The organism is Streptomyces hebeiensis, from assembly GCF_052983195.1.
In genome coordinates this window covers 762,913-780,227 of record NZ_CM129812.1, presented here as the reverse complement: position 1 = coordinate 780,227, position 17,315 = coordinate 762,913, and the positions used below count along the sequence as shown (strand labels likewise).

At 72.1% G+C, this 17,315-nt stretch carries 14 protein-coding genes; 10 read left to right on the top strand and 4 right to left on the bottom strand.

The genetic code is table 11. The annotated features are described in order from the left end of the window. Positions 1-116 precede the first annotated feature (116 nt). The 6 genes from ACU6P3_RS03280 to ACU6P3_RS03255 all read left to right on the top strand — a co-directional run bounded on the left by ACU6P3_RS03280 (position 117) and on the right by ACU6P3_RS03255 (position 8,732). Complete coding sequence (locus ACU6P3_RS03280; protein ID WP_447197751.1) at positions 117-998, top strand: MBL fold metallo-hydrolase; 882 nt, start codon at positions 117-119, stop codon at positions 996-998. Between the two features lie 316 nt (positions 999-1,314). Beyond that, positions 1,315-4,338 (top strand): 3-keto-alpha-glucoside-1,2-lyase-like domain-containing protein, encoded by a 3,024-nt coding sequence (locus tag ACU6P3_RS03275; protein WP_447195826.1) that lies wholly within the window; start codon positions 1,315-1,317, stop codon positions 4,336-4,338. A gap of 256 nt (positions 4,339-4,594) precedes the next feature. Then, the gene (locus ACU6P3_RS03270; RefSeq protein WP_447195825.1) at positions 4,595-5,713 is read left to right on the top strand and encodes an NADH:flavin oxidoreductase; all 1,119 of its coding nucleotides are present in this window, start codon (positions 4,595-4,597) and stop codon (positions 5,711-5,713) included. 372 nt (positions 5,714-6,085) lie between these two features. Next, on the top strand, positions 6,086-6,922 hold the full coding sequence (locus ACU6P3_RS03265; RefSeq protein WP_447195824.1) for a CPBP family intramembrane glutamic endopeptidase: 837 nt from the start codon (positions 6,086-6,088) through the stop codon (positions 6,920-6,922). Next, positions 6,919-8,076, top strand: coding sequence for a sensor histidine kinase (locus tag ACU6P3_RS03260; RefSeq protein WP_447195823.1), 1,158 nt, complete (start codon positions 6,919-6,921; stop codon positions 8,074-8,076). The genes ACU6P3_RS03265 and ACU6P3_RS03260 overlap by 4 nt, the downstream gene beginning before the upstream one ends. Beyond that, on the top strand, positions 8,073-8,732 hold the full coding sequence (locus ACU6P3_RS03255; RefSeq protein ID WP_447195822.1) for a response regulator: 660 nt from the start codon (positions 8,073-8,075) through the stop codon (positions 8,730-8,732). Before ACU6P3_RS03260 ends, ACU6P3_RS03255 begins: the two co-directional genes overlap by 4 nt. 120 nt (positions 8,733-8,852) lie before the next feature. Here ACU6P3_RS03255 and ACU6P3_RS03250 read toward each other — a convergent pair whose 3' ends face one another. Together ACU6P3_RS03250 and ACU6P3_RS03245 are read right to left on the bottom strand one after the other, a co-directional pair. Continuing rightward, on the bottom strand, positions 8,853-9,509 hold the full coding sequence (locus ACU6P3_RS03250) for a DsbA family protein (protein WP_447197750.1): 657 nt from the start codon (positions 9,507-9,509) through the stop codon (positions 8,853-8,855). 344 nt (positions 9,510-9,853) lie between these two features. Then, positions 9,854-10,522, bottom strand: coding sequence for a hypothetical protein (locus ACU6P3_RS03245; protein ID WP_447195821.1), 669 nt, complete (start codon positions 10,520-10,522; stop codon positions 9,854-9,856). 639 nt (positions 10,523-11,161) lie between these two features. Between ACU6P3_RS03245 and ACU6P3_RS03240 the strand changes: the two genes are divergently transcribed. From ACU6P3_RS03240 to ACU6P3_RS03225, 4 genes are all read left to right on the top strand, one after another. Beyond that, entirely contained in the window at positions 11,162-11,530 is a 369-nt protein-coding gene (locus tag ACU6P3_RS03240; RefSeq protein ID WP_447195820.1) for a hypothetical protein, read from the top strand. A 268-nt stretch (positions 11,531-11,798) separates the two neighbouring features. Further along, positions 11,799-12,212 carry a hypothetical protein gene (locus tag ACU6P3_RS03235; protein ID WP_447195819.1) on the top strand — a complete coding sequence of 138 codons (414 nt, stop codon included), beginning with the start codon at positions 11,799-11,801 and terminating at the stop codon, positions 12,210-12,212. A 418-nt stretch (positions 12,213-12,630) separates the two neighbouring features. Beyond that, a complete protein-coding gene (locus tag ACU6P3_RS03230; protein WP_447195818.1) occupies positions 12,631-13,800 on the top strand; it encodes a PLP-dependent cysteine synthase family protein in 1,170 nt (389 codons plus the stop codon). Beyond that, entirely contained in the window at positions 13,797-15,098 is a 1,302-nt protein-coding gene (locus ACU6P3_RS03225) for an MFS transporter (RefSeq protein WP_447195817.1), read from the top strand. Before ACU6P3_RS03230 ends, ACU6P3_RS03225 begins: the two co-directional genes overlap by 4 nt. An 80-nt stretch (positions 15,099-15,178) precedes the next feature. Here the strand turns inward: ACU6P3_RS03225 and ACU6P3_RS03220 are convergent, their stop codons facing one another. Continuing rightward, a complete protein-coding gene (locus tag ACU6P3_RS03220) occupies positions 15,179-15,946 on the bottom strand; it encodes a hypothetical protein (RefSeq protein WP_447195816.1) in 768 nt (255 codons plus the stop codon). Between the two features lie 89 nt (positions 15,947-16,035). Next, positions 16,036-17,307: an NAD(P)/FAD-dependent oxidoreductase gene (locus tag ACU6P3_RS03215; RefSeq protein WP_447195815.1), complete on the bottom strand. Its 1,272-nt coding sequence runs from the start codon at positions 17,305-17,307 to the stop codon at positions 16,036-16,038. Positions 17,308-17,315 lie beyond the last annotated feature (8 nt).

Genomic DNA, 17,315 nt, shown 5'->3' with positions numbered 1-17,315 from the left:
GTTTAGCGAGAGGGGGAGGGGTCGGCGTCACATCGGACGCGGCCCCGGAAGAACGAAGGAGACAACGCAGCGTGAACGCCTCACCCGCCGACGAGACCACCGCCGTCCCCTCCTGGATGGTGGGCGACATCACCGTCCACCGCGTCGACGAGGTCCTCCTGCCACCCGCGACCGGACCCTGGCTGCTGCCCGACGCCACCACGGACGTGGTCGAGCGACACGACTGGCTGCGCCCCGACTTCGCCGACCAGGAAGGCGTCCTGCGTATCGACAGTCACAGCTTCGCGTTCGTCGTGGGTGGACTGCGCGTCCTGGTCGACACCGGCATCGGCAACGGCAAGGAGCGGGCCAACCCCGCCTGGCACGATCTGCGCACCGGCTTCCTCGGGCGCCTCGACGCGGCCGGCTTCTCACCGGACTCCGTCGACCTGGTGATCCTCACCCACCTGCACGCCGACCACGTCGGCTGGAACACACGGGAAGCGGGAGGCGAGTGGGTTCCCACCTTCCCCGGCGCCCGTTACCTCGCCTCCCGCGTCGAACGCGAGTTCTGGGCCACGTACGACATGGAGGAGGCGCGCGCGCAGATGTTCCGCGACTCCGTGCTCCCGGTCGAGGAGGCGGGGCTGCTGGACCTGGTGGACGTCCCGGCCGAGGGGGTCGAGATCACACGGGGCCTGCGCCTGCTGCCCACTCCCGGCCACACCCCCGGCCACGTCGCCGTCGAGCTGACCAGTCGGGGTGAGACGGCGCTGATCACCGGCGACTGTGTCCACCACCCGGTCCAGCTCGCCCACCCCGCCATCGGCGCGTGCGTCGACATCGACCCGGAGCGGTCCGAGGCCTCGCGGCGCGAGCTGCTCCGCTCCCTCGCCGACACGGACACCCTGGTCCTCGGCACCCACTTCGCTCCGCCCACCGCCGGGCGCGTGATCACTCATGAGGGCGCCTACCGGCTCGCGCCCGTCCCCGCCACCCAGCGGACCGTCTCGCGCTGACGCGATGGCCGGCGGTTCGTCGGCGGAGACGGTGCGGACGGCCTTCGGGCGGACTTCCGTCAGGGGCTGACGCGAGACGGATGTGAGCCGGAGTGATATCCGGCTGCGTTTGTCAACCCCTCGACGGTTTCACCTCGTTGTGGACAAAGTATGGACGGTTCATGGTGCGGTTCGTACGCTGGGCGTCGCTTCCGTACGGACGTCTGCGTGCACCATGGCGGAACGCCGCCGCACCACCCGTACGTGGACGAACTCCACTCCGCGACCGCGGTCCACCACCGGCCGCGCCGCCTCGCAGCGCCCAGCAGGAGGAAGAGTGACGCCACACAAGTACCCGAACCTCCGTAGCCATCGCCGTAGGCCACGAAGAACCGCGGGTTTACTCCTCGCGGTCCTTCTCACCGGTGGCCTCGCGGCACCGTCCGCCGAAGCGGACGAGAAGCCCTTCGCGGACCTGCCGCCCCAGGAACCCGGCGTCACCCTCCGCGTCTTCGATGTCCAGTCCCCGCTGAACAAGCTCTGTGATCTCAAGCCGGCCCAGACCCCCAACGTCGACAAGCTGATCCCCGTCGTCGACTGGTCGTCCACGGAGGGCTTCGGCTTCACCGACAACTTCGTGTCCCAGATCATCGGCAACATCAACGTGCCCGCCGAGGGCGCGTACACCTTCCGTCTGATCAGCGACGACGGATCCCGGCTGTTCCTCGGCGACCGGAAGGTCATCGACCACGACGGACTGCACGGCGCGGAGCCCAAGGACGGCGAGATCACCCTTCTCCCCGGCTACCACGCGCTGCGGATCGACCACTTCGACCGCGGCGGCGAGCAGCAGGTCACCCTCCAGTGGAAGCCGCCGGGCGCCGACGAGTTCACCCTCGTCCCGAATTCCGTGCTCAGCACGGACGCCGGCGTCGTCCGTGTCACCGCCCCGGGCCGCAAGGAGTGCGAGGGCAGCTTCGACACCCCCGGCGACGGCCTCCCGCTGACCTCGGTCAACCCCGGCTACACCCTCACCGATCTGCGCCCCGCGGGCTTCGAGCCGCAGGTCTCCGCGATGGACTGGCTGCCGGACGGCCGGCTCGCCGTGACCACGTGGGGCGGCAGCACCAATACAGAGGGGGAGGTGTACGTCCTCGACAACGTCACGGGTGACACCGGTCCGGACAAGGTCACCTACAAGAAGATCGCCGAAGGCCTGAAGGAGCCGATGGGGATCAAGTACGTCGACGGAAAGCTGTACGTCTCGGAGAAGCACCAGCTGACCGAACTGTCCGACATCGACGGCAGCAACACCGCCGACGAGATCCGCAAGATCGCCGACTGGCCGTACGGCGGAAACTTCCACGAGTTCGCCTTCGGACTGCTCTACGAGGGCGGGGACTTCTACCTGAACCTGTCCGTCGCCATCAACTACGGTGGCGCGACGACCCGGCCTCAGCCGGCCCCGAACCGCGGCACCACCATCAAGGTGAACAGGAAGACCGGAAAGGTCACGTACCTGGCCGGCGGCCTGCGCACGCCGAACGGCATCGGACGGGGCCCGGGGGGCGACCTCTTCGTCACCGACAACCAGGGCGGCTGGCTGCCCGCCTCCAAGCTGCTCCACATCAAGAAGGAACGGTTCTTCAACCACTACACCGACCCGGCCGGACCGTTCGACGACCGTACGGTCACCCGGCCGGTCCTCTGGCTGCCGCAGAACGAGATAGCCAACTCGCCGAGCACACCGATGCTGTTGAAGAAGGGGCCCTTCGCCGGGCAGATGCTCTTCGGTGACGTCACCTACGGCGGGCTCCAGCGCGCCGACCTGGAGAAGGTGAACGGCGAGTACCAAGGCGCGGTGTTCCGGCACACGCAGGGCCTGGAGGCCGGCATCACCCGGATCAGCACCGGACCGGACGGCGCGATCTACGCGGGCGGCCTCGGCGCCGACGGCAACTGGGGCCAGGAGGGCAAACTCCGGTTCGGACTCCAGAAACTCACGCCGAACGGCACAGCGGTCTTCGACATCAGGACCATGCGCGCCACTCGCGACGGTTTCGAACTCACCTACACGGAGCCCCTGTCGGAGGAGACGGCCGCCAAACTGACGAGCGGCGCCTACTCCGTCGAGCAGTGGCGGTACGTTCCCACCCCGGCGTACGGGGGCCCCAAGATCGACGAGGAGGTCCTCCCCGTCACGGCCGCCCGGTTGTCCGACGACCGTCGCAAGGTCCGTCTCACCATCCCCGGTCTGAAGACCGACCGCGTGGTGCACGTGCGATCGCCGCGCCCCTTCGCCTCGGCCTCGGGTGAGCAGCTCTGGTCCACCGAAGCCTGGTACACACTGAACGCGCGCCCGGGCCCCGCGCAGCCCGTCACCTCGTACGACGCCGAGTCGGCACGGCTGTCCGGCGGGGCGGACATCGACACCGAGCACGCCGGTTACACCGGCGGTGGCTTCGTCGACGGCTTCGGTACTCAGGGCGCCACCGCCACCTTCGAGGTCGACGCACCCACGAAGGGCGTTTACGACGTGGCGCTGCGCTACGGCAACGGCCCCGACCCCTTCACCGGGACCAAGACGATCGGCGTCGGCGTCAACGGCGGACAGGCGCGGCAGACCGGCCTCCCCTCCACCGGCGCCTGGAACCGCTGGTCCACCAAGACCGAGCGGCTGACCCTGCGCAAGGGCCGCAACACCATCACCTACACCCATCGGCCCGAGGACACCGGCCACGTCAACCTCGACATGATCGAGGTGCGCAAGGCCGGCAGCCGTATCGACCTGTTCTCCGGCGGCAGCCTCGCCACCGACTGGCAGCACACCGACGGCCGCAGTGTCGAATGGCCGCGCACCGCCGAGGAGTCCGTCGAGGTGTGCTGCGGTGACATCCGCACCAAGCAGGCCTTCGGCGACTTCAGGCTGCACGCGGAATTCCGGGTGCCGAAGCTGCCCGACGACGTCACCGGGCAGGACCGCGGGAACAGCGGGATCTACCTCCAGGACCGGTACGAGATCCAGATCCTGGACTCCTTCGGGGTGGCGAGACTCGCCCCGAACGAGGCCGCGGCCATCTACGAGAAGAAGGCCGCGGACCTGAACGCGGCCACCGCACCGGAAACCTGGCAGACGTACGACATCGTCTTCCGCGCGGCCCGTTTCGACGCCGACGGCCGGAAGACCGACGACGCCAGGATCACCGTGGTGTGGAACGGCAAGAAGGTCCACGACAACGTGGCGGTGGACGGCCCGACCGGCGGCGGCGCCGCCGAATCGGCCGCGGCGGGCGCGATCCGGCTCCAGGACCACGGCAACAAGGTCCGCTTCAGGAACCTCTGGATCGAACCGCTGGACTGACGGCCACGGGGGAGAACCGTCCCGGGCCGGCGAAGCCACCTGCGTCGAGGAACACACGGCCCCCGGCCCGGGACGGCTCGGCGGACGGCGTACGGGTCCTGCCGGGCCCCGTACGGGCCTCGCCGGGCCGGGTCGCCTGCCTGTCGCGTCAAGCCGACGCCGACGGCAGGATTTTCCGCGTCGCCGCCGACGTTGTCGCACTGCGGATATCCGCTCCGGGGGACATGCCCCCGGCACCCACGACAGGAGAGCGACAGTGAGCAACCGCGCGGCCGCGGCCTTGGCCCGCCCGTTCACGCTGGGTTCGGCCGAGCTGCCGAACAGGATCGTGATGGCCCCCATGACCCGTCGAAGCTCCCCGGGCGGCGTTCCCGGTGAGGACGTCGCCGCCTACTACGCCCGCAGGGCCGCGGCGGGGACCGGCCTGATCATCACCGAGGGCACGTACGTCGGCCACCGCTCCGCCGGCGACGCCGCCGACGTTCCCCGCTTCCACGGCGAGGAGCAGCTCGCCGGATGGCGGCGGGTCGTCGAGGCCGTGCACGAGCACGGCGGAGCGATCATGCCTCAGCTCTGGCACGTCGGGATCCAGCGTCCCGCCGGAGCCCCGCCGTTTCCCGAGGCGCCGTCCATGGGGCCGTCGGGGATCGCGCTGGACGGCACCCGCGGAGCGGGCGAGGCAATGTCCCTCGCCGACATCGACGATGTCATCAGCGCCTTCGCCGACGCCGCCGAGGCAGCCGAGCGGACCGGTTTCGACGGCGTGGAACTGCACGGCGCGCACGGTTACCTGATCGACCAGTTCCTGTGGGAGCGCACCAACCGGCGCACCGACGCCTACAGCGGTGACCTGGCCTCCCGGACCGCGTTCGCCGCCGATGTGGTGGCCGCCGTCCGCGCGAGGGTCGCCCCCGACTTCCCCGTGGTGCTGCGGTTCTCGCAGTGGAAGGCCGGACACTACGATGCCCGGCTCGCCGAGGACCCGAGCGAGCTGGAGGCCCTGCTCACTCCGCTGGCAGGGGCCGGAGTCGACGCCTTCCACGCCTCCGGGCGCCGCTACTGGACGCCGGAGTTCCCCGACACGGGGTCGGACCTGAACCTCGCCGGATGGACGAAGAAGCTCACCGGCAAGCCGGTCGTCACCGTCGGCTCGGTCGGCCTGGACGCGGTCTTCCAGCCCGCCGCCACCGGCCTCGCCGCCGCGGGCGTGGAGAGCGTCGAACGGCTCCTCGACCGCCTGGAACGGGACGAGTTCGACCTCGTCGCGGTCGGCCGCGCGCTGCTCGCCGACCCGGAGTGGGCCGACAAGGTCCTGAACGGCCGGCTGAACGAGCTCGTCCCGTTCAGCCAGGAGGCGCTGCTGACCCTGCGCTGACAGACGGACAGGGACAGAGGCTCGGTGCGGGTGCGGGTGCGGGTGCGGGTGCGGGTGCGGGTGCGGGTGCGGGTGCGAGTCCGCGCACACAACCCGCACCCGCGCCTACGCCCCGCACCCGCCTGAGGACGCCGGCCTCACCCGTCCCGGCGCAGCGTGCGAGGATTCGGCGGCCCGACGTGGGCGTCGCGGCCGCGAGCGGCGCGGCGGCACCACGTTCCACCAGGTCGGGCAGCGCGGCACCGGCTCACGCGTGTCCCCCGAGCGAGCTACACGCGGGTGTCCACCGTGTGGTGACGATTTCGAGCCACCGGATCCGTAGCGTTCCGTCCGTCCGCGGCGCTCCGGCCGCGGACGGAGGAAAGGCGCATCATGAGAGTGGTCTGGCAGCTCCTCGCCGCCGTGGCGGTCGCCGCCATCGGCGGTCAGGCCGTGACAGCGGTACGGGCGAACCCGTGGCTCACGTCCGCCGTCGGGCTGTCGACGGCGTTGTTCGCGGTGCTCGTGTACGGGTGGGTGGTGCGGCGGACCGAGCGCCGACCCTCCACGGAGGTGGCCCGGAAAGGCGCCGCGTCCGGGATCACCCGGGGAGCGCTGATCGGCCTCGGGTTGTTCGGGACCGTCATCGTGAACATCTTCTTCCTCGGGTACTACGAGGTGCACGGGCGGGGCTCGGTGTCGACCGCGGTGGGGCTGATCGGTTTCATGGCCGCGGCCGCCGTGACGGAGGAAGTGCTCTACCGCGGCGTCCTGTTCCGGATCATCGAGGAACGCCTCGGCACCTGGATCTCGATGTCGCTGACCGGCGTGCTGTTCGGCCTGTCGCACCTGCTCAACCCGGATGCCAGTGTGTGGGGCGCCATCGCCGTCACACTGGAGGCCGGCGGCATGTTCGCCGCAGCCTTCGCCGCCACCCGCAGTCTCTGGCTGCCGATCGGCCTGCACTTCGGCTGGAACTTCGCCGCGTCCGGCATCTTCAGCACCGTGGTCTCCGGCAACGGTGACAACCAGGGGCTGCTGGACGCCTCGATGTCGGGGCCGGCACTGGTCACCGGTGGCGACTTCGGTCCGGAGGGAAGCCTGTACGCGGTGGTGTTCTGCGTGCTGATGACGATCGGGTTCATATGGCTGGCCCGCCGGCGCGGCACCATCGTGCCCCGCCGCCCGCGCCCCGAGCGGATCGCCGCCGCCTCTACACTTTCCCGGTGATCGTTCTTCGGCGGGTCCCGGAGCCATTGCGTCGTATCGACGCCGGGCTCCGGTACCTGGGTGCCGGAGTGCTGCTCTTCGCGGCGTCGCTCGTGCCGGCGTTCCACACCCACGGGACGGACCTCGGCGGCCTGCCCGGCCGTCCCTTCGACGTGCTCGCCCTCGTGGCCGTCGCGCTCCAGTGCTTTCCGCTCGCCGGGGTGGTCCGATGGCCGGTCGTCTGTTCCGCCCTGGTGTCGCTCGGCTTCGCCGTCGACCAGCTCCGCGGCTACCACACGCTCGCCGGCACCGGACTGCCCATCGCACTGGTGGGCCTGGCATCCCATCTGCGGTGGCACCGACGCGCCACCGCGCTGGCCTTCTCCGCCGCGTACGTACCGCTGGCGGTCGCGCTCCACCAACTCGGTTCCGGGGCCGAAGCGCCCAGCGGGTTCGCGCTCTTCTACCTGGCGCTGGCCCTCGCGTGGGGCATCGGGGCAGGGCTGCGCTCCTCCCGGGCCCGGGAGGCCGAACGCCGCCGCCGTGTCGCCGAGGACACCCGCACCGCCGAACGCACCCGCATCGCCCGTGAACTGCACGACGTCGTGACGCACCACGTGACGGCGATGGTCGTGCAGGCCGAGGCGGCACGCTATCTGTCCGCCGCGCCCGACCGCCTCGACCAGACCCTGACCGCGGTCTCCGACACCGGCCGGCGGGCCATCAGCGACCTGCGGCACCTGCTCGACCTGCTCAACCCCGACCACGGCACCGGGGCCAGGACGCCGCCCGTCGGCGGACTCCACACGCTCGTGGAGCAGACGCGCCGGGCCGGGCAGCCGGTGGAGTTCACCGAGGAGGGCACGCCCGCGGAATCGGCCGGCAGCGCCGACCTCGTGGCCTACCGGGTCGTGCAGGAGGCCCTGACGAACGCCCTCAAGTACGCCCGCGGCAGCCGCACCTCGGTCCAGGTGCGCCATTGCGGAAGGGAGATCATCGTGGAGGTCGACACGGACGGTTCCGGCTCGCGGGCCGGGTCTCCCGGCGGGAGCGGGCGGGGTCTGGCCGGTCTCCGCGAACGGGTCGACGTGCTCGGCGGCGACTTCCACGCGGGCCACCACACGGGCGGCGGCTTCGTCGTACGCGCGCGCATCCCCGCGGGGAACGCGTCGTGACCGCGCCGGTCCGGGTCCTGGTCTGCGACGACCAGACGCTGGTCCGCACCGGGCTGGTGACGATCATCGACGCCCAGCCCGACCTCGAGGTGGCGGGCGAGTGCGGGGACGGACAGGCCGCGGTCGACCTCACCGGCCGGCTGCGCCCGGACGTCGTGGTGATGGACGTACGCATGCCGGTGCTCGACGGCATCGAGGCCACCCGCCTGCTGGCCGGCGCCGGGGTGCCGCACCCCGTCAAGGTGCTCGTGGTGACGACGTTCAACCTGGACGAGTACGTCTACGAGGCGCTGCGCGCGGGAGCGAGCGGGTTCCTGCTCAAGGACGCGCCGCCGGCCCACCTGCTGCACGGTATCCGGACCGTGGCCACGGGCGCGGCACTGCTGGATCCCGAGGTCACACGCCGGCTCGTGGGCAGGTACGCCGCCCGGATCCGGCCCCCCGAGGGTCCTGCCCAGGACATCCCGCTCACCCCTCGCGAACTGGAAGTCCTCCGCCTCGTCGCGAACGGCCTCTCGAACAGGGAAATCGCCGCGACCCTCCTGATCAGCCAGGAGACCGTCAAGACCTTCGTGTCGCGGATCCTGTCCAAACTCGGTCTCCGCGACCGTGTCCAGGCAGTCGTCTACGCCTATCGCCGGGGTCTGGTGACCTGACGCGCCGCGCGGGCGGTGGCGCGTCAGGACACCCTCACCACGGATCCGGCTGCCGTCACAAGCCGTGGGTCGTGACCGGGCGCGCACGTGCCGACGGCGCGTTCGCCGACGGTGGTACGGTCACGGCCGGGCCAGCCGGTCCTCGATGAGCGCTTCGAACTCCGCGGCGGAGCCCGGGGAGACACGCTCGCCGTCGAGGAAGAAGGTCGGTGTGCCCTGCACGCCCAGGCCGAGCCCGTCGCGCTGGTCCGCCCGGACGCGCGCGGCCGTCGCCGGGTCCTTCAGCGCCGCGTCGAATGCCGCTATGTCCAGGCCGAGTTGTTCGGCGTAGCCGCGGAAGAGAGCCTCCTTCGACTCCTCGGCCTCGCCCCACTGGGCCTGGGTGGTGAAGAGTTTGCCGTACATCTGCTCGAACTTGCCTTGCCGGGCGGCGGCTTCGGCGGTGCGCGCGGCGAGTTCGCCGTTGCGGTGGCCGGGCATGGGGAAGTAGCGGGCGACGAAGGTGACGCGGTCCCGGTACTTCTCGCGGAGCTCCTCCACGACCGGGTACACGGCCCCGCACGCCTCGCACTCGAAGTCCAGGAACTCAACGACGGTCAGCTCGGAGCGTTCGGGCCGGGTGAGGCGATGGCTCGACTCGCGTACGGGCAGGGCCTCGGCGGCGGGCTCGGCGTTGACGGTGCCGCGCGGCTCGTCGGGCGAGAAGAGGAGGAAGGACCCGAGGGCGGCGGCGAACGCGGCCACCATGACCAGGGCGATGTACAGGTGTTTCTTCATGATTCCTCGGTGTGTCGGGTGCGGTCGGAAAATGACGCGGGGACGGGCGGCGGTGTGCGGCATGGGGTCGGCGCCGTCGGCCCCACGCGCCCCCGACAACGACGGGCCCCCGACGGCGACCTTGGCGTACTTCCGCGTCATCTCGTCGCTGAAGGTCCGTGTGACGCGTTCGGGCAGCCGGTCGAGTGCGGCGGCATCGCCCGCGCTGCTGGAGACCAGTTCGGTACGGGCGGCACGCCGGTTGGTGACGGGCCTCATGGGGCTTTCTGTGTCCCCGGCGGACGCCACCGGGACGGAAGGGGCCCGGTGGCGCCGAGGGGCCCGAGGGCCCTCGCGTCGTGCCGTCAGGGCAGGCAGGGGCCGCCGGTCGGCGTCGGCCGGTGGGGGATGAACGGAGCGGGCCCGCGAGGCGGAGGGGCGCGGCCCGCGTTCAGCCGTGCCGGCACGGCCGACTTCAGGGGGGAGGCGCTTTCCCGGACCGTGGTCCGCGGGCCCTGGTGGTGGGCGGTACCCGTCAGGGGCCAGGCGAACAGCAGCAGGTGTCCCACGGCGAGCAGCAACGGCTCGCTCTGCCAGAGCAGTCGTTCGGTGATGCCGAGCAACCGGGCACCGACGGCCAGGGTCACCAGGTGTCCGGCGAGCAGGACCCCGGCGGGTGGTCCGGCGGCCGCGCCGTGCTCGACGGCGGCGGGCAGACCGCCGGGCGTCGCGGCGCTGTCGGCCGTCGTGCGGCAGGCGCCGGGCAGTGAGTAGGCGGCGTGGTAGGCGAGTTGGGCGGCCGTGAGGACAGCGAGCGCCTGTGCGTCGGTCAGCCGCCGGCGCGTGAGTGTCACCGCGCCGGGGACAGCCACGGCGGCGATGCCCGCGACGATGACCGGTCGGGGCGCGTGCCCCTGCGCCAGGGCGTGTCCGGCCAACGGCAGCAGCACGCAGAGCACCGCGAGCACCGTCGCACGCAGCCCGCGCAGCACCCCGGTGGCCGGGGAGGCGGATCGGGCCGGGCCGAGGTGCATGGGTCGCGAACTTTCGAGACGTACGCCGCCGGGACGGACGGAACGGCGGGTGCGGCGGCACGGAGTGCTGCCCCCGCGCTCCCCGAAGCCTATCGACCGGCCCCCGCCGCCCGGCTACGGCCCCCTCCAGATCCTGTCCGGCCGTCGGCGAGGCCGGCGCTAGTGCCCCTCCCGGCAACGTTTGCCCCGTCGCGACGCCCGGCACGCGCGCTCGCCGCGTTGGCCACAAGCCCAGGTAGCTCCGCTACAGGGACTTCTGCCCGCCTTGCGATCACACGCACCGGACGCCGCTCCTTGACGGGCAAACCTTGCCGGTCGCGGCACTAGGATCCGGACAACGCAGCGGCCCGCGGAGCCCGGCGTCCCGTCGACCGCGTCCACACCGCAGGTGGTGCCTCACGAGGGCGTTTGCGTTCCGTGAACAGCCGGGACCCGGACGTGTGTACGGCGAGCTCTCCGGCGGAGCATGATCCCCACATGGCTTGTTCACGCGGCGTCCGGACCGTCGCCGCCAACGCGACGACAGTCAACGGCTAGGATCACGGCGTGATCACAGCCAGGTTTCCTTTCAGTACACGGCGGAGCCGCTCATCAGCGGCTCCGCTGCGTCTGCTGGGACTGGCCCTGATCCTCTTCGGCGTGTTGTACACGCACGCGGCGAGCCCCGAAGGAACGCTCGGGCATCTCGCTCCGTCCGACAGCGTCTCGGCCCTGTCCGACGGTCCCACGGCGCTCGCCGCGGTCCCACAGTTCGCGAGTGCTACGTGCCACCTCCCCGACACGGAGCTGCCGGGCGGTCATCACGGTGAGCACGGGCAGCACCACGCGCTCCAGGAGTGCGCGCTCGGCCAGCCCCCGCAGGGGTCCGGAACGGGAATGCCGGGTCCGTCGGCGCTGAACTCCACGGCGAACGACGCCGTGCCCGACGTCGGGCACGGACACGTCCCGGTGGTGCGCGGTCCGGTCCTCGCGCCACCCGCGGCAGCCTCCTCCGTCCTGCGCATCTAAGACCTGAACCTCCACCCGGTCGACACCCCGCCGAGGCGCGGCGGAGCGGCACGACGTCGCACCGACGCCTCCCCTCGTCGACCGGGGCATGGCGTCCGGCCTCCCCGCCCGCTGTTCCGTGCGTGGTGGGGGACGGCCCGACGGACCGTCATACCGCCCTGACACCCCTGCCCCGCCGTGGACGATCCGGCGCGGGCGGCCGCCACGCGGAGGATCTGTGCCGTCCTGCTCTGCCATCCCTCTCGACCGCTCACGGGCGGTCCCGCCCTTGGGAGACCGGTGTCCGCCGTGGATCCCCGCGCCCTGGAAACGACGGCTCGTATGGGCGGCCCTGAGCGCCCTGCTGCTTGCCATGGTGCAGTGCGCGGCGGACGTGTCCCATCGGGCGAACCCGTTCCCGGGCGGCCCGGGCAGTGCGTCACACTCCCTCTCGACCCCCCAGGGGAGCCTCGGCGGCAACACGGTCGCCGGGCGGCAGGCACCCGACGGCTGCTCCGCCTCCGACGCGGGCCGGGCCGGGGTCACGCCGCTGCCCTTCCGTGCGCTGCCCTGCCCGGCCACCGCGGCCGAGCACGTACGCGTGGCCGGGCCGCTCGTCGCCGCACCTCTTGGTGCTCTCCGCGACTGGATACCGAACGGCGGCCGAACCGCACTGGCCGCCCTGTGCAGATGGCTGATCTAGTGCCCCTCCCGGCAACGTTTGCCCCGTCGCGACGCCCGGCACGCGCGCTCGCCGCGTTGGCCACAAGCCCAGGTAGCTCCGCTACATGGACTTCTGCCCGCCTTGCGATCACACGCACCGGACGCCGCTCCTTGACGGGCAAACCCTGCCGGTCGCGGCACTAGTGCCGGCACTAGGCCGTGATCCAGGACCGGCCCTCCCGGTCGGCCGTGGCCGAACCGCCGTGCCGCGCTCTGCTATGAGCGCCGCGCGAGTCGAGGCCCACGCACAGCCCCGTACAGCTTCCCCAGCGAATGAGAGCGAAGAGATGCACTCCTCGACCCACTCGTCGGCTCACTCTCCGACACACTCGACGATCGACGCCCCGGCCGATTCCCCGGCCCAAGCCTCGGCCCATTCCCCGGTCCACCGGCCCGTCATGAGCGACTTCACGCCCGCGGGCGCGACCCTGCCGGGGCTCGTCGGCAACACGCCCCTCCTGCGGGTGTCACAGCCGTTCACCGCGCCGGGCCGTGGCTTCTGGGCGAAGCTCGAAGGCTTCAACCCCGGCGGCATCAAGGACCGCCCCGGCCTCCACATGGTCGAACGCGCCCGCTCCCGCGGTGACCTGCTGCCCGGCCGGCCCGTCATCGAGTCGACCAGCGGCACGCTCGGTCTGGGCCTCGCCCTGGCCGGTATGGTCTACGGCCACCCGGTCACGCTCGTCACCGACCCGGGCCTCGAACCGTCCATGATCCGGCTCCTGGCCGCCTACGGCGCCACCGTGGACCTCGTACCCCGCCCCCATCCCACCGGCGGCTGGCAGCAGGCCCGCCGCGACCGGGTCGCCGAACTGCTCGCGCGGCATCCCGGAGCCTGGAGCCCCGACCAGTACAGCAACCCGGACAACGTCGCCGCCTACACGCCGCTCGCCCTCGAACTCGCCTCCCAGGTGGGCCACATCGACGTCCTCGTGTGCAGTGTCGGCACGGGAGGACACTCGGCGGGCATCTCGCGCGTCCTCCGCCAGCTCTACCCCGCGATGCGCCTGGTGGGCGTGGACACCATCGGTTCGACCATCTTCGGCCAGCCGGCCAGGTCCAGGCTGATGCGCGGGCTCGGATCGAGCATCCACCCGCGCAATGTCGCGTACGAGAGCTTCCAGGAGGTCCACTGGGTGGCCCCCGCCGAATCGGTCTGGGCCTGCCGGCAGTTGGCCGCCTCGCACTACGCCACCGGCGGCTGGAGCGTCGGCGCGGTCGCGCTGGTCGCCGGCTGGCTCGCCCGTACGCTCCCCGGGGACGCGCGGATCGTCGCGGTCTTCCCCGACGGTCCGCAGCGGTACCTGGAGACCGTCTACGACGACGCCTACTGCGCCGAACACGGGTTGCTCGGCGTCTCGCCGGCGCCCGATCCCGAGGTGGTCGGACGGTGTGACGAGAAGGAGGTCACCCGCTGGACCCGCTGCACCGCGGTGGTCGACCCGCTCGCCCCGACCGCGGCCCGGTCCGCCGGCGCCGAAGACGGTACGCGTGGTGCGGACGACGCCCGTACCGAAGCGGATGCCGGTACCGCGAACGGCACCCGTACCGAAGGCGGCGTCCGGTGAAGCGAACGCTTGCGCAGGTCCGGTCCTACGACCGGAGCGTCCAACTGCTGATGGCCAACCAGTTCACCATCAACCTCGGCTTCTACATGCTGATGCCGTACCTGGCCCAGCACCTGTCCGGAACCCTCGGTCTGGCCGGCTGGCTGGTCGGGTTCGTCCTGGGGGTACGCAACTTCAGCCAGCAGGGCATGTTCCTCGTCGGCGGCACCCTCGCCGACCGCTTCGGCTACAAACCCCTGATCGTCGCCGGATGCGTGCTGCGCACCGCCGGCTTCGCCACGCTCGGGCTGGTGGACTCGGTACCGGCGCTGCTCGCCGCCTCGGCGGCCACCGGCTTCGCGGGGGCGTTGTTCAACCCGGCCGTACGGGCCTACCTCGCCGCCGACGCGGGCGACCGCCGCGTCGAGGCGTTCGCGCTGTTCAACGTCTTCTACCAGGCGGGGATCCTGCTCGGGCCGCTGGTCGGAATGGCGTTGACGGGGATCGACTTCCGGGTCACCTGCCTCGTCTCCGCGGTGGTCTTCGGCCTGCTGTGCGTCGTACAGATCCGGATGCTGCCCGCCCGCGGGGCCGCTGAGAAAGACGAGAACGCCGAGGCCGGGCAGTGGGAGCGCGTGCTGTCCCAGTGGCGGAGCGTGGCGCGCAACCGGGCCTTCCTGCTCTTCGCCACGGCCATGATCGGTTCGTACGTCCTGTCGTTCCAGGTCTATCTGGCGCTGCCGCTGGAGGTGCGACGCCTGGGCGACGGGGGCCGGGTCGAGACCGCGGCGGTGGCGCTGCTCTTCGCGGCGTCCGGACTGTCCACGATCTTCGGGCAGACCCGGGTGACCGCGTGGTGCAAGCGACGACTCGCCCCCGGACAGGCCCTGGCCTGGGGATTGTCGAGCATGGGGCTGGCCTTCGTGCCCCTGCTCGTGGCCACCGCCGTGCCGGTGCCCGACGGAGGGGCCGGGCGGTGGCTGCTCGCGGCCGTGCCGCCGACGCTGGCCGCGCTGTTGCTGGCGCTGGGCACGATGATCGCGTACCCCTTCGAGATGGACACCATCGTCCGGCTCTCGGGCAACCGGCTCGTCGCCACCCACTACGGCCTGTACAACACCATCTGCGGCGTCGGGATCACGGTGGGCAACCTGCTCACCGGGGCATCCCTCGACGCCGCCCGGCAGGCCGGTGTGCCGGCGCTGCCCTGGCTGGTGCTGGTCGCCCTCGGTCTGGCCTGCTCCGGCGCCCTCCACGCGCTCCACCGGGCCGGCCGTCTGGCACCCGCCTCTCCCGGCGCTCAGCCGGCCACGGCCTGAGCGGAACCCGTCCTCGGTGCGGGGCGGGTGGCGTCCGGCCACCCGCCCCGCACCGGGAACGCGGCGGACGGGCCCCGTCGTCAGGCGTGCGTGCTGTCGTCCGGGCCCGTGATGTCCGCGCAGGTGGCGGCCGGGCTCTTGTCCTTGGCGAGGAAGATGGTCTGCGCCATCATCCGGTATCCCGACATCCCCTCGCGCAGGGTCTCGATGGATTCCTCCGGGTGCACGGAGTCGATGACCGCGTTCGGGCCCACCGCGTTGAACTGGTGGGACACCCCGCGCGGGATCTGCATGTCCACCCAGGAGTTCGGCGGCACGATCACGTTGTGCCGGTGGCGGTGCACCCCAGCCGGGGTACCGGGCAGCGCGTCGGTGAAGGTGCTCAGCGGATCGGTCCAGCCCGCCGCGGGGCGGACGGTGATCGGGGACAGGCTCGAGACCCGGATCGTGGTCCCGGGGCCGGTCATCATCCGCACGAACCGCAGTCCGGTGTGCAGGTGCATGCGCGAGCATATGCCGCGGTCGGCGGTGTCGTAGAAGTCCATCAGGTAGCGGTCGGCGAAGAAGCCCTCGAAGGGCGGCTCCAGCATGAAGACGTCGCCTTCCTCGAAGACCTGCGCCTGCTTGAGCGTACCGGCCGGGGCCGGGCTCGACTCCTCCCGGCGGTGGGCCGACCGGACCAGACCGGCGAGGGCGTCGACCACGGCCAGGGCGGCGTCCGACGGCAGTCGCACCACCGGGGTCAGCCGGTTACGGCCGGGATCCTGGTGGTGCGTCACATCGAGGACCTCGTTCTCGACATCGGGAGACCGCTTCATCCGGCCGGTCGTTTCGGTGCCCAGGGTCATCCAGTAGCTCCAGTGTGCTCGTACGGTCCTGAATCGGGCTGCCGTGCCCACGGCACGCCGCCCACATCGTGCCTCCCGGCTCGCACGCCCTACGCCCCGGACCGGACCCCGTCCAGGCCGATGCGGACCGGGCCGCCCGTGGTCGAGACGCCGTCGAGGAGACCGGCCGGGACCCGGAAGACCCGGCCGGGGGCGGCGGGCCAGGCGAGCGTGCGGCGCGCGACGGTCCGTCCGTCCTGGCGGACGGTCACCTTGGGGAGGCGGACGAAGGAGTCGGTCCACAGCAGCAGGCGGCCTCGGGCGGGTGCGGGGTCGGTGGGGCGCAGGATCTGCGGGGCGACCCAGCGGAAGGGCGCCTCGGCGAGCAGCCGGACCCCCTCGGCCGGGCGGGGACGGCCGTGCAGGTGGTCGATGACCTGTCGGGCGACGTGCCTGCCGTCCAGGGCCGCGACGTCGGCGGTGTCGACCGGGTGGACCAGGTTGCCGGCAGCGAAGACGCCCGGGCGGCTGGTGCGCAGGGCCGTGTCGGTGAGCGGTCCGAGCGTGCCGGGGTCCAGATCGATGCCGGCGCCGCGGGCGAGTTCGTGGTCGGGGATCCAGTCGCCGGTGAAGACGACGGTGTCGCACGCGACGGTACGGCGCCTGCCGGTGTCGAGGTGTTCGATCTCGACGGCCCGGCAGCGGTCCGTGCCGATGACGCGGGTGACGCGGCTGCGAGTGGCGACGGGGACGCGCAGCAGGGTCCGTCCGGCGGCGGTGAACGCGGCGTAGGACTCGGCCCGGGGGTACTGGCTGATCATGAGGGCGGGGATGCAGCCCGCCTCGCGCAGGGTGAGGGCCGCGGACCAGCTGACGGGTTCACCGCCGACGATGACGGCCCGTGTGCCGACCGGCCGGTGGTGGAGGTGGACGAGGTTCTGCAGTTGGCCGGTCGTGTAGACGCCGTCGGGGCGGTCGCCGGGGACGCGGCGGGCGGCGCGTGGGCGTTCGCGGGCGCCGGTGGCCAGGACGGTGGCCCGGGGCCGGATCCGGTAGCGGCCGTCGGGGCCGGTGACGTCGACGGTGTCGTCGTCGGCCCAGCCGGTGACCATGGTGCGGGTGCGGATCTCGGCCCCGGCGGCGGCGGCCCGGCCGACGAGGCGCCGCGCGTAGGCGGGCCCGGACAGCACACGGCGCAGGTCCCGCGCCCCGTGCCCGGTGTGGTCGCTGTGCCGGGGGATGCCGCCGGCCCGCTGCTCACGGTCGACGACGAGGACGTGGCCACTGCCGCGGCGGGCGAGTTCCGCGGCCGCGGTCAGGCCCGCGGGCCCGGCGCCGATGACGAGGACGTCGGGGGTGAGTGGGGCGGGCTGGTGATTCATCGGTGGTC

Excerpts from the sequence above, each read along its gene's own strand:
- ACU6P3_RS03280 (WP_447197751.1), top strand. The coding sequence starts at position 117 with ATGGTGGGCGACATCACCGTCCACCGCGTCGACGAGGTCCTCCTGCCA.
- ACU6P3_RS03265 (WP_447195824.1), top strand. The coding sequence starts at position 6,086 with ATGAGAGTGGTCTGGCAGCTCCTCGCCGCCGTGGCGGTCGCCGCCATC.
- ACU6P3_RS03250 (WP_447197750.1), bottom strand. The coding sequence starts at position 9,509 with ATGAAGAAACACCTGTACATCGCCCTGGTCATGGTGGCCGCGTTCGCC.
- ACU6P3_RS03245 (WP_447195821.1), bottom strand. The coding sequence starts at position 10,522 with ATGCACCTCGGCCCGGCCCGATCCGCCTCCCCGGCCACCGGGGTGCTG.
- ACU6P3_RS03230 (WP_447195818.1), top strand. The coding sequence starts at position 12,631 with ATGAGCGACTTCACGCCCGCGGGCGCGACCCTGCCGGGGCTCGTCGGC.
- ACU6P3_RS03220 (WP_447195816.1), bottom strand. The coding sequence starts at position 15,946 with ATGACCCTGGGCACCGAAACGACCGGCCGGATGAAGCGGTCTCCCGAT.
- ACU6P3_RS03215 (WP_447195815.1), bottom strand. The coding sequence starts at position 17,307 with ATGAATCACCAGCCCGCCCCACTCACCCCCGACGTCCTCGTCATCGGC.